The sequence below is a fragment of the Streptomyces sp. NPDC023723 genome (genome assembly GCF_040639815.1).
Lineage (GTDB): Bacteria > Actinomycetota > Actinomycetes > Streptomycetales > Streptomycetaceae > Streptomyces.
In genome coordinates, this window is the sequence record NZ_JBFAAP010000096.1 from 1 (window position 1) to 14,602 (window position 14,602).

The 14,602-nt window shown below is 74.2% G+C and carries 15 protein-coding genes; 11 read left to right on the forward strand and 4 right to left on the reverse strand.

Features of this window, described 5'->3' with window-relative positions:
* The coding region (locus AB0G32_RS39410) for a helix-turn-helix transcriptional regulator (protein ID WP_361175531.1) at positions 1–1,016 on the forward strand (1,016 nt) is incomplete at its 5' end.
* A 202-nt stretch (positions 1,017–1,218) separates the two neighbouring features.
* Here AB0G32_RS39410 and AB0G32_RS39415 read toward each other — a convergent pair.
* On the reverse strand, positions 1,219–1,542 hold the full coding sequence (locus tag AB0G32_RS39415; RefSeq protein WP_361175534.1) for a hypothetical protein: 324 nt from the start codon (positions 1,540–1,542) through the stop codon (positions 1,219–1,221).
* 255 nt (positions 1,543–1,797) lie between these two features.
* Between AB0G32_RS39415 and AB0G32_RS39420 the strand changes: the two genes are divergently transcribed.
* Positions 1,798–3,072: a helix-turn-helix domain-containing protein gene (locus AB0G32_RS39420; protein ID WP_361175537.1), complete on the forward strand. Its 1,275-nt coding sequence runs from the start codon at positions 1,798–1,800 to the stop codon at positions 3,070–3,072.
* Between the two features lie 353 nt (positions 3,073–3,425).
* Here AB0G32_RS39420 and AB0G32_RS39425 read toward each other — a convergent pair whose 3' ends face one another.
* Positions 3,426–3,875, reverse strand: coding sequence for an aminoglycoside phosphotransferase family protein (locus tag AB0G32_RS39425; RefSeq protein ID WP_361175540.1), 450 nt, complete (start codon positions 3,873–3,875; stop codon positions 3,426–3,428).
* 246 nt (positions 3,876–4,121) lie between these two features.
* On the opposite strand from AB0G32_RS39425, the gene AB0G32_RS39430 reads away from it, so the two are divergent.
* From AB0G32_RS39430 to AB0G32_RS39455, 6 genes are all read left to right on the forward strand, one after another.
* Positions 4,122–4,904, forward strand: a complete 783-nt coding sequence (locus AB0G32_RS39430; protein WP_361175544.1) for an ABC transporter ATP-binding protein — start codon at positions 4,122–4,124, stop codon at positions 4,902–4,904.
* The gene (locus AB0G32_RS39435) at positions 4,901–5,713 is read left to right on the forward strand and encodes an ABC transporter ATP-binding protein (RefSeq protein WP_361175547.1); all 813 of its coding nucleotides are present in this window, start codon (positions 4,901–4,903) and stop codon (positions 5,711–5,713) included. The genes AB0G32_RS39430 and AB0G32_RS39435 overlap by 4 nt, the downstream gene beginning before the upstream one ends.
* Positions 5,710–6,606, forward strand: coding sequence for a branched-chain amino acid ABC transporter permease (locus AB0G32_RS39440; protein WP_361175550.1), 897 nt, complete (start codon positions 5,710–5,712; stop codon positions 6,604–6,606). Before AB0G32_RS39435 ends, AB0G32_RS39440 begins: the two co-directional genes overlap by 4 nt.
* Positions 6,599–7,720: a branched-chain amino acid ABC transporter permease gene (locus AB0G32_RS39445; protein WP_361175553.1), complete on the forward strand. Its 1,122-nt coding sequence runs from the start codon at positions 6,599–6,601 to the stop codon at positions 7,718–7,720. Before AB0G32_RS39440 ends, AB0G32_RS39445 begins: the two co-directional genes overlap by 8 nt.
* The gene (locus AB0G32_RS39450) at positions 7,717–8,991 is read left to right on the forward strand and encodes an ABC transporter substrate-binding protein (protein ID WP_361175556.1); all 1,275 of its coding nucleotides are present in this window, start codon (positions 7,717–7,719) and stop codon (positions 8,989–8,991) included. Before AB0G32_RS39445 ends, AB0G32_RS39450 begins: the two co-directional genes overlap by 4 nt.
* 142 nt (positions 8,992–9,133) lie before the next feature.
* Positions 9,134–9,958 (forward strand): SAM-dependent methyltransferase, encoded by an 825-nt coding sequence (locus tag AB0G32_RS39455; protein WP_361175575.1) that lies wholly within the window; start codon positions 9,134–9,136, stop codon positions 9,956–9,958.
* Between the two features lie 27 nt (positions 9,959–9,985).
* Here the strand turns inward: AB0G32_RS39455 and AB0G32_RS39460 are convergent, their stop codons facing one another.
* Entirely contained in the window at positions 9,986–10,909 is a 924-nt protein-coding gene (locus AB0G32_RS39460) for a helix-turn-helix transcriptional regulator (RefSeq protein WP_361175559.1), read from the reverse strand.
* A 124-nt stretch (positions 10,910–11,033) separates the two neighbouring features.
* A complete protein-coding gene (locus tag AB0G32_RS39465; protein ID WP_361175562.1) occupies positions 11,034–11,261 on the reverse strand; it encodes a DUF397 domain-containing protein in 228 nt (75 codons plus the stop codon).
* A gap of 176 nt (positions 11,262–11,437) precedes the next feature.
* Here AB0G32_RS39465 and AB0G32_RS39470 point away from each other — a divergent pair, with 176 nt between their 5' ends.
* From AB0G32_RS39470 to AB0G32_RS39480, 3 genes are all read left to right on the forward strand, one after another.
* On the forward strand, positions 11,438–11,959 hold the full coding sequence (locus AB0G32_RS39470) for an ATP-binding protein (protein ID WP_361175565.1): 522 nt from the start codon (positions 11,438–11,440) through the stop codon (positions 11,957–11,959).
* Positions 11,960–11,989: 30 nt separating this feature from the next.
* On the forward strand, positions 11,990–12,535 hold the full coding sequence (locus AB0G32_RS39475) for a hypothetical protein (RefSeq protein ID WP_361175569.1): 546 nt from the start codon (positions 11,990–11,992) through the stop codon (positions 12,533–12,535).
* A gap of 161 nt (positions 12,536–12,696) precedes the next feature.
* Complete coding sequence (locus tag AB0G32_RS39480) at positions 12,697–14,466, forward strand: ABC transporter ATP-binding protein (protein WP_361175572.1); 1,770 nt, start codon at positions 12,697–12,699, stop codon at positions 14,464–14,466.
* Positions 14,467–14,602: the final 136 nt, after the last annotated feature.

A 14,602-nucleotide genomic window follows, 5' to 3' on the forward strand; every position in this document is an offset into this window, starting at 1 on the left:
CCGCCGCCCGGCACCGCGGCTCGGCCGCGCTGGTGCCGCAGGCCCTGGAGTACCTCGCCTATGCCGAACTGCGGGCCGGCCGGCACGCCCAGGCCCGCGCCCACGCCGAGGAGGGGCTGCGCACCGCGCTGCGGGCCGGCCAGCGCAACACGGCCGCCCTGCACCACGCGGTGCTGGCCATGGCGGCGTCCATCGAGGAGGCGCCGGAGGTGGTGGCCCGGCATGTGACGGCCGCGCAGACCACCGCCCGGCGGCACGGCCTCGCCCAGGCCGCCACCCTCGCTGAGTGGGCGGCGGCCCGCGTCGACCTGGGGCGCGGCCGGCCGCGGGACGCCGCCGACCGGCTCGGGCTGCTGGTGCTGCCCGGCCCGCGGCGCGGGCACTTCGCGGTGTGGCGGCTCGCGGTGCCGTGCTTCGTGGAGGCCGCGGTACCCGCCGGGCGGTACGAGGAGGCCCGTACCGTGCTGGCCGACTTCGCGGACTGGGCGGCGTTCGGCGCCGACCGGCAGTCCACCGGCCAACTCGCCCGCTGCCGCGCGCTGCTGGCCGGTGAACAGGACGCCGACGAGCTCTTCCGGCGGGCGCTGGCCCGGCACGACGAGACCGGCGGCGGCGACTTCGAACGGGCCCGTACGGCGCTGCTGTACGGCAAGTGGCTGCGCCGCCGGCGCCGGCCGCGCGAGGCCCGGGACCGGCTCGGCGGCGCGCTGGCCGGCTTCGAGCGCTGCGGCGCCGGGGTGTGGGCCGAGCAGACCCGCGGCGAACTGCGCGCGATCGGCGGCGCCTCGCGCGCCGAGGGCGCGGGCTCGCTGACCCGGCTGACCCCGCAGCAGCTCCGGATCGCCCGCTACGTCGCCGAGGGCGCCACCAACCGCGAGGTGGCGATGGCCCTCACGGTCAGCATCCGCACGGTCGACTACCACCTGCGCAAGGTCTTCGCGGCCCTCGGCGTCCGCTCCCGCGTCGAACTGGCCCGCATGGTCGAACAGTCGGAACAGACGGCCGTGCGCCCGTAACCGGTCACCCCGGTTCCGCCGGATCCCGGCCGCGGCGGACCGGGGCGCGGGGCCGGCGGGGCCGGCGCAGGACACCGCGTGCTCCCGGTCCGGCCGGCCGGGTCTCCGGGCTCCGCGGGCGGCAGGGCATCGCACGCTCCCGGCGGCACCGGGACGCCGCCGGCCCGGCCAGGCGCGCGCGGCGTGAACCGAACGACAGGCCCTAGCCGACCAGGGTCTCGAACCCCACGCCGTCGCAGTAGGACGCCGCCCGGCCCGCCGCGCCCGGGTCGCCCTCGACGGCCAGACCGGTGTCGACCAGGACGTGGCTGCCGTCCTGGTCCAGGCCCTCCCGGTCCAGCACCTTCGCCGCGGCCACGACCGCGCGCCCGGCGTTCGCCGCGCCGCCCTCCGCCGCGTCCCTGGCCTCCTGCCAGGCGCCGAGCCGGGTGCAGAACGTCTCCCGCCAGTTCGCCACCTGCTCGGGATCGGGGCCCCAGCAGCCGCCCAGCAGCCCGCTGACCAGCACCGCCACCACCGCTCCCACAGCCCCTCGCCGGCCTCTGCGACCTCGCTCATTCGCGCACCGCACGGACATCCCCTCCCCGGAACGATCAGCACAGAGTACGGCCGACGTGCGGCCGGAGCCGGATGGTGAGCCGGATTGTTGCCGCCAAGTATCTAGGGACCGACCGGACGGTATGCCATCCTTCGGGCAAGGACGAGTCAGGGCACGGCAAGCACGCGGGCGCACCGCCCGGCGCGCGCCGCCCTGCCAGCCCGAGCCTTGGGGAGGGCCGCCATGCAACACGCCGTACGGTCACGCACAGCGATCCGCACCGCACCCACGCCCGTTCCGCGCCCGCGGACCCGCCGCGTCACGTCGCTGATCGACGCCGACGCGCTGCGCGTCCTGCACCGGGCCGCCCGCGTCCTGCTGGACGACCTGCCCGACCTCACCGACCGCCTGGTGGCGGTGCTCCAGGAACAGGAGCCCGCCTACCGCGCGGCGATGGCCGGCGACCCCACCGGGACCTGGCAGGAGGCGCACCGCTCGCTGCGGCACAGCGTCACCTCGCTGCTCGACCCGCGCAGCAACCGGGAGGCGGCCCGCCGCTGTTCCTGGCGGATCGGCGCCACCCGCGCCGAGCAGGGGCTGCCGCTGGACGCCCTGCTGCACGCGTTCCGGCTCGGCGGCTCCCTGGTGTGGCAGCGGCTGGTCGAGGAGACCAGCCGCACGGCCCCCGAGGACGTACGCCTGCTGGTGCATGTCGCCTCCGACGTGTGGAACTTCGTCGACGAGCACTCCACCCTGGTCGCGGACGCCTACCGGCAGGTCGAGTGGCAGCTGAACCGGCGGCGCGAGAACCGGGCCCGGCTGCTGGCCGCCGCCCTGCTCGACGGCAGCAGCCGCATCGCCGACCTGCCGGAGACCGCGCAGGCGCTGGACCTGCCGGAACACGGCCGGTACGTGGTCGTCGCGGTGGCCGGCGCGCACCCCGCGCGGTGCGAGGCCGCCCGGGCCGCGGCGGTACCGGACGGGCTGCGGGTGCACTGGCACGCCGGGGTCGACGCGGACCACGGCATCGTCCTGATCGGCGACGCCGGCCTGCCCGAACCGGTCCCCGGCGGCACGGACCTCGCACCCGGCGTGCGGATCGGCGTCGGCAGCCCGGTCGACGGCCTGGCCGCGGTCGGCGACGCCCGCCGCCTGGCCGACACCGCGCTGAGCATCTGCCCGGCCGGCGGCGGCACGGTCCGGCTCGCCGAGCACCTGCCCGCCGCCCTGGTCGTCTCCAGCCCCGAACTCGGCCACGCCCTCGCCGAACGGGTGCTCGGCCCGCTGCTGCGCCTGGAGCCCGCCGACCGGGAGGTCCTCCTCGACACCCTCACCACCTGGCTGTCCTGCGACGGTTCCGCGCAACGGGCGGGGGAGCGGCTCTACTGCCACCGCAACACCGTCCTCAACCGCCTGCGCCGCTGCGAACAACTGACCGGCCGCTCCCTGGCCCGCCCCTGCGACGTGGTGGAAGTCAGCCTCGCCCTCACCGCCCGCCGACTGCTGCCCGGCCACTAGGAGTTCGCCCACCGCCCGACGCGGCGGACCTCCACACCCGACCCGCCGCACCGCCCCCGCCCGTCCCCGACCCGGGCGGCACAACCCTGGCTATCCACCCGCCGCATCCCCCCCTGCCACTCCCCCCCCGTTACTCCCGCCAGACCGCCGTCGCCGCCGCCCACTCCCGCCACTGCCGCACCCCAGGTCCGTCCGGCTCCCATCGCGCACAGAACCGCGTCAGCGCCTCGCACCGGTCCAGCATCGCGGCCCTGCGCACCGGCCAGGGCCGCGACCCGGCCGCCGTAGGCCCGGTGGAAGTCGCCGAGGGCGTCCCGGTGTTCCGGGTGGTGCGCGCGCACGATCCACTCGCACTACGCCAGGTCCTCGACCGGCTCCCCGAGGCGCGCGAACTCCCAGTCCACCACCGCGGTCACCTCGCACGTGCCGGGATCGAACAGCGCGTTGTGCGGCCCTAAGTCGCCGTGCAGGAGCACGTCACCGGCCCGGCGCGGGCCGTCCCCCAGCACACTCGGCGCGGTCTCGTGGATACGGCGCAGCAGCCGGCCGCAGCTCGCCAGGATCGGCCCGGCCCGCCCGGCGTCCAGGAGTTCCTGGCCGGGCACCCCGTCCATGAAGCCGAGCGTGAGGGTGGTCGCGGACGCCGCCCGCACTGGCGGCACCGGCAACCGGCCCGCGAGCCGGACCAGCAGCGTGTGCTCGCGGCGCAGTCTGCCGGCCGCGTCCGGCCCCTCGTAGGTCTTCGCCACGACGGAGCCGTCACCGGCCGTCCGGTTGGTGTACCCGTGTCTCAGCGGACGCATCCGTCGATCATCCGGCGTCCGCCGCGCCGAGGCCACCGCGCGCATTCCGAGCCCGGGCCGCTGGGCGTCCGCACAGAGTCCCCGCCCCCGGACTGGGACGTCGCAGCGAGCCGGGGTCATCCGCTGTACCGGCCGGCGGCCCCCGTGCTGTCGTGAGCCCGCGTTCCTCCCCGGACGTCAGAACCCCGCACCTGTGAAGCCCCCGTAACCGTGCCGGTCGCACCGGCACGGCGCCAAGGAGCCGTGATGCCCGAAGCACCACCGGACGAGGCGCCCGCGCTGCACGTCGAGGAAGTCGACGTCACCTACGGCCGCGCCCTGTCCGCCCTGCGTTCCGTGTCGCTGACCGTCCCGCACGGCGGCGTCGTCGCCCTGCTCGGCGCCAACGGCGCGGGCAAGACGACCCTGCTGCGGGCCGTCTCCGGCACGCTGCGCCTGCACCGCGGCGCGATCACCGCCGGCCGTGTCCGCTACGGCGGCACCGTACTGGACGGCCGTGACCCGGTGGCCGCCGTCCGGGCCGGAGTCGTCCAGGTGCCCGAGGGCCGGCGAGTGTTCGCCGGGCTCAGCGTCGACGAGAACCTGCGGGCCGGCGGACTCGGTCTCACCCGCCGCGCCCCCGCCCGCACCCGGGAGGCCCGCGACCGGGTCTTCACGCTCTTCCCGCGCCTGGCCGAACGCCCGCACCAGGCCGCCGGGCTGCTCTCCGGCGGCGAACAGCAGATGCTCGCCATCGGCCGCGCCCTGATGGCCTCGCCCCGGCTGCTCCTGCTCGACGAGCCCTCGCTGGGGCTCGCCCCGATGATGGTCGCCCGGATCGCCGACGTGGTCCGCGAGATCAACGCCCAGGGCACCGCCGTCCTCCTGGTCGAGCAGAACGCCGGCATGGCGCTCTCCCTCGCCGACTACGCCCACGTCCTGGAGGTCGGCGAGATCCGGCTGTCCGGCCCCGCCGACGAACTCGCCCGCACGGACGCGGTGCGCCGGCTCTACCTGGGCGAGGCCGCCGACGGTCAGGGGGCCGCGTGACCCCCCGCACCGACCCGCCGCCCCCGCTGGAGGTCCGGGACGTGACCGTCCGCTTCGCCGGACTCACCGCGCTGGACGAGGTCTCCTTCACCGTCGCCCCCGGCACCGTGCACGCCGTCATCGGCCCCAACGGCGCCGGCAAGTCCACCTGCTTCAACGTCCTGTCCGGCCTGTACCGCCCGGCGTCCGGCACCGTCCGGCTCGGCACCACCGAGCTGACCCGGCTCGCCCCGCACCGCATCGCCGCCCTCGGCGTCGCCCGCACCTTCCAGAACATCGTCACCACCCAGGGCACCGTCGCCGACAATCTGATGCTCGGCCGGCACGCCCTGTCCCGCGCCGGGTTCGCCGCCAGCGCCCTGCGGCTGCCCGCGGCCACCCGGGAGCAGCGCGCGCACCTCGCCAGGGCCCGGGAGTTCGCCGGACTCACCGGTCTCGGCGCCCACTTCGACACCCCGGTCGCGCTGCTCTCCTACGGCGACCGCAAACGCGTGGAACTCGCCCGCGCCCTCTGCCTGGAGCCCCGTGTGCTGCTGCTCGACGAACCCGTGGCCGGCATGAACGCCGCCGAACGGGTCCGCATGGCCGGCGTCATCGGCGACGTACGCGCCGAACTCGGCCTCTCCGTCGTGCTGGTCGAGCACGACATGGGCCTGGTCATGCGGCTCGCCGACGAGGTGACCGTCCTCGACTTCGGCCGCCGCATCGCCCACGGGACCCCCGACCAGGTCCGCCGCGACCCCGAGGTGCTGCGCGCCTACCTGGGCACCGAGGCGACGGCGGCGACCACCGGGGAGGGTGCCGCATGACCGACCTCCTCGACAACCTCCTCAACGGTGTCGCCCTCGGCTCCGTCTACGCCCTGATCGCCCTCGGTTTCGTCACCATCTTCAAGGCGTCCGGCGTCCTCAGCTTCACCCACGGCTCGCTGCTGCTGCTCGGCGGCTATCTCATCGCCGTCTGCCACGACGACCTGACGTTCGGCGGGGCACTCGCCCTCGCGGTCGTCGTGACGGCCACCGTCGCCGGGCTGGTGGACCGGCTGATACTCCAGCGGATCGGCACCGACCCGCACGCCGCCCACGTGGCCACCATCGCCACCATCGGCATCGACATCGTCATCCTCACCGACCTGGCCCGGCGGATCGGCGGCGACCTGCTCACCCTCGGCGACCCCTGGGGCGACGCGGTGACCGAACTGGGCCCGGTGACCGTCGCCGACAGCCGGATCGCCGCGATCGTGGTCTCCGCACTCGCCATCGCCGGCGCCTTCGCCCTGTTCCGGTTCACGCCCTGGGGCCTGTCGCTGCGCGCCGCCGCCGAGGACTCCGAGGCCGCCGCCCTGATGGGCGTACGGCTGACCAGGGTGCGCATGCTGGCCTGGTGCCTGGCGGGCGCGCTGGCCGCGCTGGCCGCCGTGTTCCTCGCCGCCTTCCCGGCGCCGGGCCTGGAGCGCACCACCGGCCAGATCGCGCTGAAGGCCTTCCCGGCCGCCATCCTCGGCGGCATGGCCTCCCCGGTCGGCGCGCTGGTCGGCTCGATGCTGATCGGCCTCACCGAGGCGTACGTGGCCGGCTACCAGTCCGACCTGCACGTCCTCGGCGAAGGCTTCGGCGACGTCGCCCCGTACGCGGTGATGGTGCTGGTCCTCCTGGTCCGCCCCGCCGGACTGTTCGCGGCGAAGGGAGCGGCCCGTGTCTGACCTCCTCAAGCGCGGCGGTTTCCTGATCCCGGTCCTGCTGCTGTGCGCCTTCCCCTTCTACCTGGACGCGTTCTGGCTGCGCATCGGCCTGTTCTCGATGGCCGCGGCGATCGGCGCCATCGGCCTCGGCCTGCTCAGCGGCACCGCCGGGCAGCTCTCGCTCGGCCACGCCTTCTTCCTCGCCGTCGGCGCCTACGGCTACGTATGGCTGGCCGGTGACGAGGGCCCCGGGCTGCCGCCCGCCGTCGCCCTGGTCCTCGCCGTCCTGCTCGCCGGCGCGGCCGGCGGCCTGTTCAGCCCGGTCGCCGGCCGCGTCAAGGGCGTCTACCTCGGCGTCGCCACCCTCGCCCTGGTCTTCCTCGGCCACCACGTGCTGCTCACCGCCGACTCCGTCACCGGCGGCTTCAACGGCAGCTCGGTGCCGCCGCTGGAGGTGGGCGGCTTCGTCTTCGACCAGGGCGACGACCTCGCCGTCCTCGGCGTGCCGTTCGGCGCCGAGGAACGCCTGTGGTACCTGGGCCTCGCGCTGTTCGCGCTGACCTGGGTCACCGCCCGCGGCCTGCTGCGCGGACGCCCGGGCCGGGCCCTGGTCGCCCTGCGCGACAGCGAGACCGCCGCCGCCGTGATGGGCGTGCACGTCGCCAAGTACCGCTCGGCCGCGTTCGTCGTCTCCTCCATGTACGCCGGACTGGCCGGCGTCCTGCTCGCCCTCGCCTTCCGGCGCGTGGTGCCCGACTACTTCTCCCTCGCCCTGTCCGTCGACTACCTCGCCATGATCGTCATCGGCGGGCTCGGCTCCGTCGCCGGCGCCACCGCGGGCGCCGTCTTCGTCACCGCGCTGCCCCTGCTGATGACCCGCTACGCCGACCAGTTGCCGCTGGTCGCCGCGCCCGGCAGCGGCGACGGCTCGCTCGGCCCGACCGAGGCCGCCCGCTACCTCTACGGCGCCGCGATCGTCGTGATCCTGCTGTTCGCCCCCGACGGACTGATGGGCCTGGCCCGCCGCACCCGCGGCCGCCTCGCCCGCCGCCGCACCCGTCCCGCACCCACCGACCCCGGGGCCGCGCCCCGGCCGCCCGCAACCGCCGTACGAGCCAAGGAGCACACTCCGTGAACACGCACCACAGGCCCCGCACCACCAAGATCGCCCTGGCCGCGGCCGTCGCCGCCGTGCTGCTCGCGGGCACGGCCTGCAGCTCCAAGGGCGAGGACACCGGCGGCGACGGGGGCGCCGACGGCGTCAAGGCCGGCCCGGGCGTCAGCGACACGGCCATCAAGCTGGGCGCCCTCACCGACCTGACCGGCCCCTACGCCACCCTCGGCAAGTCCATCGTGCAGGCCCAGCAGATGTGGGCGGACGAGGTCAACGCGGCGGGCGGCATCTGCGACCGCAAGGTCGAGATCGTCGTCAAGGACCACGGCTACGACGTCCAGAAGGCGGTCACCGCCTACGCCGACATCTCCTCCGACGTGGTCGCCCTGCCCCAGGTGATCGGCTCGCCGGTGGTCGCCGCCCTGCTCGACGACATCCAGCGCGACGACATGCTGACCTTCCCGCAGGCGTGGGCCGCCTCGCTGCTCGACAAGGACGCCGTCCAGGTCCTCGGCACCACCTACGACCTCGACATGATCGCCGCCGTCGACTACCTGACCCGCACCAAGAAGGTGGCCAAGGGCGACACCATCGGTCACGTCTACTTCGAGGGCGACTACGGCGCCAACGCGCTGGAGGGCTCCGAGTGGGCCGGCGAGAAGGCGGGCGTGCAGGTGGCCGGCCAGAAGATCAAGGCCACCGACACCGACCTGACCGCCCAGGTGTCCGCGCTGCGCAAGGCCGGCGTGAAGGCCGTCCTGATCAGCGCCGGACCCGCCCAGACCGCCTCGCTGGCCGGCGTCGCGGCCTCCATCGGCCTGCGGGTGCCGATCGTCTCCAGCGCCCCCGGCTACGCTCCGCAGCTGATGAAGACCCCCGCCGCCAAGGCCCTGGAGGCGATGGTGAGCGTGGTCAGCGCCGCGCCCGCGGTCAGCAGCGATCTGCCGGGCGTCAAGAAGATGGTCGCCGCCTACGGCAAGAAGTACCCGGACTCGCCGGTCGACTCCGGGGTGCTCTCCGGGTACAACGCCGCCCAGTTGATGGGCGCCGACCTGAAGAAGGCGTGCGCGGGCGGCAGTCTGACCCGCGAGGACGTCGTCAAGGCGCACCGCTCGCAGGAGAACGCCGACACCGGCCTCGGCACTCCGCAGAACTTCACCGACGTCTCTCAGCCCGCCAGCCGTTCCACCTATGTCCTCAAGCCCGACGCCGAGGCGGTGGGCGGCGTGGTGAACGTCGAGGAGGCGCACGAGGCGCCCGGCGTCGAGGAGTACCTGGCCTCGCGGGGCTGAGGGGACGACGGCCGGTCCGGTCCGCGGCGGCCACGCGGACCGGACCGGTTCCGTCACCGCTCTGTTTCGGCAAACGCCGACTCCCTAAGATGTACTGTCAGTAAAGCCAGTGCAGTTGGCGCCGTTCGAAGCTGGGGGAATGATGCAGGCCGACAAGCAGCTGTCCACGGAGATCAACGCGTCGGTGCCGACAGCCGCTCGGATGTACGACTACTACCTCGGCGGCAAGGACAACTACGCGGCCGACCGGGCCGCCGTCGAGGAACTCGACAAGGTCGTCCCCAGCACCCGCCGGCTGGCCCTGAACAACCGGCGCTTCCTCCAGCGCGTGGTCCGGGTGCTCGCCCAGGAGTACGGCATCCGCCAGTTCCTGGACCACGGCTCCGGCCTGCCTACCCAGGACAACGTGCACCAGATCGCGCAGGGCGTCGCCCCCGAATCCCGGGTGGTCTACGTCGACAACGACCCGATGGTGCTGGTGCACGGCCGGGCGCTGCTGGACCAGAACGACCGCACGGCGGTGATCCACGCCGACCTGCGCGCCACCGACGAGATCTTCGCGCACCCCGACACCCAGCGGCTGATCGACTTCTCGCAGCCGGTGGCGGTGCTGTTCAACTCGGTCTTCCACTGCATCCCGGACAGTGCCACCGACGGCCCGGCCGCCGTCGCCCGCCGGGTCACCGAGCGCCTCGCGCCCGGCAGTTACGCGGTGATGTGTCAGCTGGTCAGCGAGGACGCCGAGGTCCGCGAGTCCGTCACGGCCTTCATGGACCAGGCCACCCAGGGACACTGGGGCCGGGTGCGGGAACAGCAGGACGTGGCCGAGTGGTTCGCGGGCATGGAGATCCTGGAACCGGGCCTGGTGGAGGTCTCCACCTGGCGCCCGGACACCGAGGTGGTCCCGCGGCAGCTCACCCGGGAGTGGATCGAGTACGGCGGCGTGGGCCGCGTTCCCGGCCGGTGACCGCGGCGCGGTGCCCCGCTCGCGGGTCTACCGGGCGGGGTAGCGCTGCTCGACCGTGGCGCGCAGCAGCTCCACCGACTCGCGCGGGGTGAGCGCCTCGTCGGCCAGCCGGTCCAGGGCGACCCGGTACTCCTCGGTCTCGTCGCGGTCCTCGAGGAAGTTGGCGCTGCGGATGTGCTCCAGATAGACCACGTCGGGCAGATCGGCGCCGCTGAACCGCAGATAGGTGACGGGGATGGCGGGCGCCGACGCGTTGGTCACGTTCAACGGCACGATCTGGAGCGTCACATTGGGCAGCGCGGCCGTCCGGGCCAGATGCTCCAGCTGTTCGCGCATCACCTCGGCGCTGCCCAGCACGCGCAGCAGCACGGACTCGTCGATGATCGCCCACACCTGCGGCGCGTCCTGCCGGGACAGCAACTGCGCGCGCCGGGTGCGCAGTTCCACCCGGCGCTCGACCTCGCCGGCCGGCGCGTTCGGCAGGCCGCGCTCCACCACGGCACGGGCGTAGGCGGAGGTCTGGAGCAGCCCGGGGACGTACTGGATCTCGAAGGTCCGGATGGTCGCCGCGGCCTCCTGGAGGCCGACCAGCCGGTCGAACCACTCGGGCATCAGCCGCTTGTCGTACCGCTGCCACCAGCCCGGCTCACCGGCCCGGCGCAACAGCTTGACCAGCGTGGACGCCTCGTAGGGATCGGTGCCGTACAGCCCGAGCAGCTTCTGCACGTCCGCCTCGGTGGGCGGCCGGCGGCCCTTGCCGGACTCGATGCGGGAGAGCTTCGCCGCGCTGAAGCCGGCCTGGCGCGCCGCCTGGTCCTGGGACAGCCCGGCGTCCTCGCGGAACCCCGCCAGCTGGACGCCGACCAGCATCTTCAGCAGGGTGGGAGCCGGCTCGGGCCGGTCCAGATAGAGCTCGAGACGGGAGAGACGAGGCGACGACGCGGCGGACATACCTGACTCCCAGCAGACCGGCAGAGTTGAACACCAGCGTATCCCATTCTGCCGGTCCGCACCGTGGCGGCCCCTGGAAAAAGGGCAGTTGACCTCCCGGTACTCCGCTCGGGGGCGGAGCCGGTCACACCAGGTGGTCGAACTCGCCGTCCTTCGCCCCGGCCAGGAACGCCGCCACCTCGGCGGGGGTGTAGACGAGCGCCGGCCCGTCCGGATCACGGGAGTTGCGCAGCGCGATGCCCCCGTCCACCCGGGCGACCTCCACGCAGTTGCCCTCGGCGTTGCTGTGCCGGCTCTTGGTCCAGCTGGCGTCCAACGAACTCGCCTGTACTCCGTTGTGTACTGGTGGCACCGCGGTCTCCTTGCCGTTCGGGGGAGCGGACAGCGGCTCCTCGGCCTCGCACGCTCCCAGCCGATTTTTCGCGCAATTTCTCGTGCAATTGCACGCGAGCGCTGTCGGTGTGGATAATAGCCGGGACGCAACTGCCGCGTCGACGCCCCAAGCTGACTCCGTATCAGGGAGGTGCCGTGCCGTCATCCGCGTACCCCGTGCTCCGTCCGCTGAGCGAGCTCGCGGCGGCGGACGCACCGATCCGGCCCGTGGCGCCGGCGCCCCGGGAGCGGCCCCGGCCACGGGACCACGGCCCCGCGGCCGGTCTGCGCCTGGTGTGCGACCGGGCGGGCTTCGCGCGGGCCCGGGCCTTCACCCGCGAGACACTGCGCGGCTGGTCGCTGGCGGACCGCGCCGACGACGCCGTCCTGGTGGTGGCCGAACTGGCCGCCAACGCGGCGGCGCACGCGGCGCCCGCGGTGGCCGGCCCGGCCGAGGTGCGGCTCGGCATATCCCTGGTACCGGGCGCGCTGCTGCTGTCCGTCACCGACCCCGGTGACGACGCGCCCGTACCCGCCCCGGCCGACGACCGCGTCCTGCGGGAGCACGGCCGCGGCCTGCACATCGTCGACACACTGGCCGACACCTGGGGCTGGCTGCCCCGGCCCCCCAGGGGCAAGACCGTCTGGGCCAGGCTGCCGGCCCGGCCCCCGACCTGACCCCGACCACCGCGGAAAGGCCCCCACGCCATGCGCACCGCTCCGACACCGAAGCCGAGCACCCAGCGCACCGACCGCCCCACCCCCGGGACCGGCCCCGCCCGGGCCGCGTCCCTGCCCGGACTCGACCAGGTGCCCTGGGACCACATCCAGGACTCCAGCGGCTCCGCCGCCGGCATCCCCGCCCTGCTCGCCCGGGTGGCCACCGGCGACGCCGGCACCGCCCGCGCCGCCCTCGCCGAACTGCGCGCCCGCATCTGCCAGTACGGCTTCGTCGTCGAGCAGGCGACCGCCGCCACCGTCCCCTTCCTGTGGGAGCTGGCGCAGCGCCCCGAGGTGCGCTGCCGGGCACAGATCATCCGGCTGCTGCACAGCATCGCGGCCGCCCGGCAGTGGGAGAGCACCGCCACCGTCTACCCCAAACTGCTCAACCACCGGGAGAACCCGGTGGTCTGGGAGCGCGCGGCCCGCCAGGCCGTCCGCGCCCGGCGCGGCGCCCTGGAACAACTGCTGGCCGAGGACGACACCGAGATCAGCCGCGTCACCTCCGAACTCGCCCGCACCCTGGGCGACTAGACCCCCCGCGGCCCCCGGAACGGGACCCGCGCCCTCCACGGGGGTGGGGGCGCGGGTCTCCCGGTGCGTGGGACGGTGTGGCGGACTCCGGGCCGAACGGGTAGGAAAGCGCTTGCCCCACCGCTTGCCCCACCCCCCGGCCGCACTGGAGGACCACGCCGATGGCGTCGTCGTTGGAAAAACCGCTCGACCACCGCTACCGCGGCGAGCACCCGATCCGTACCCTCGTCTACCTGTTCCGCGCCGACCGGGGCCGCCTGCTCGGCGCGGCCGCCGTCTTCACCGTCAAGCACAGCCCGGTCTGGCTGCTGCCCCTGATCACCGCCACCATCATCGACACGGTCGTCCAGCACCGGCCGGTCGGCGAACTGTGGACCAGCACCGGGATCATCATGTTCATCCTGGTGGTCAACTACCCGCTGCACCTGCTGTACGTCCGCCTCCTGTACGGCAGCATCCGCCGGATGGGCACCGCGCTGCGCTCCGCGCTGTGCACCCGCATGCAGCAGCTCTCCATCGGCTACCACTCCCGGGTCAGCGCCGGCGTGCTCCAGGCCAAGGTGGTGCGCGACGTCGAGACCGTGGAGACAGCCGTGCAGCAGACCGCGGAGAACGGACTCGGCGCGCTCACCGTGCTCACCGGCGGCCTGGTCATCATCGGCGCCCGCACCCCCGAGTTCCTGCCCGTCTTCCTAGTCGTGGTGCCCGCCGCCTCCCTCCTGGTGGCCAGGCTGCGGTCCCGGCTGCGCCGGCACAACGAGCACTACCGGCACGAGGTGGAGACCCTCTCGTCCCGGGTGACGGAGATGACCCGGCTGATATCGGTCACCCGCGCCCACGGCCTGGAGCGCAAGGCGCTGCGCCGCATGGACGGTACCCTGGACCGCCTGCTCACCTCCGCGCTCCGCCTGGACCTGGTCAACGGCCGGTTCGGCTCGGCGGCCTGGGTGCTGCTCAACGTGATCGGCGTGCTGGTGCTCGCGGCCGCCGCGCTGATCTCGTACTACGGCGTGTGGGGCGTCACCGCCGGCGACGTCGTCATGCTCAGCGCCTTCCTGACCACCCTCACCAACTCCACGACGACCCTGGCGGCCCTGGCCCCGGTCATCACCAAGGGCCTGGAGTCGGTCCGTTCGGTCGGCGAGGTGCTCCAGGCACCCGAACTGGAGGACAACGAGGGAAAGGCCGAACTGACCGCCCTGCGCGGCGCGGTCGCCTTCGAGCACGTCGGCCACGCCTACGACCGGGGCGGCCGGGCCGCCGTACGGGACTTCACCCTCGACGTCGCCCCCGGCGAGACCGTCGCGCTGGTCGGCGCGTCCGGCGCCGGCAAGTCCACCGTGCTCAACCTCGTGATCGGCTTCCTGCGCCCGACCTCCGGCCGGCTGCTCCTCGACGGCACCGACATGAACACCCTCGACCTGCGCACCTACCGGCGGTTCGTCTCGGTGGTGCCGCAGGAGTCGATCCTCTTCGACGGCACGGTCCGGGAGAACGTCGCCTACGGCATGGACGACGCCGACGAGGAGACGGTGCGCGCGGCGCTGCGCGACGCCAACGCGCTGGAGTTCGTCGACCGGCTGCCGCAGGGCCTGGACACCCTGGTCGGCGAGCACGGCGCCCGGCTGTCCGGCGGCCAGCGCCAGCGCCTGGCCATCGCCCGGGCCCTGATCCGCGACCCGAGGGTGCTGATCCTGGACGAGGCCACCTCGGCGCTGGACACCCGGTCCGAGGCGCTGGTGCAGCAGGCGCTGGCCCGGCTGCTGCGCGGACGCACCACGTTCGTGGTGGCGCACCGGCTGTCCACCGTGCGCGGCGCGGACCGGATCGTGGTGATGGGGGAGGGGCGGATCGAGGAGATCGGCACCCACGAGGAACTGCTCGGCCGCGGCGGGGCCTACACCGCGCTGCACAGCGGCCAGCCGGCCTGACCGTCCCGGTGCCTCACGCGGCGCTGCTCCTGGGCACCCGCCGGGCGGAGCAGTTCCTCGTGGGTGCCGATCTCCTCGATCCGCCCCTCCCCCATCACCACGATCCGGTCCGCGCCGCGCACGGTGGACAGCCGGT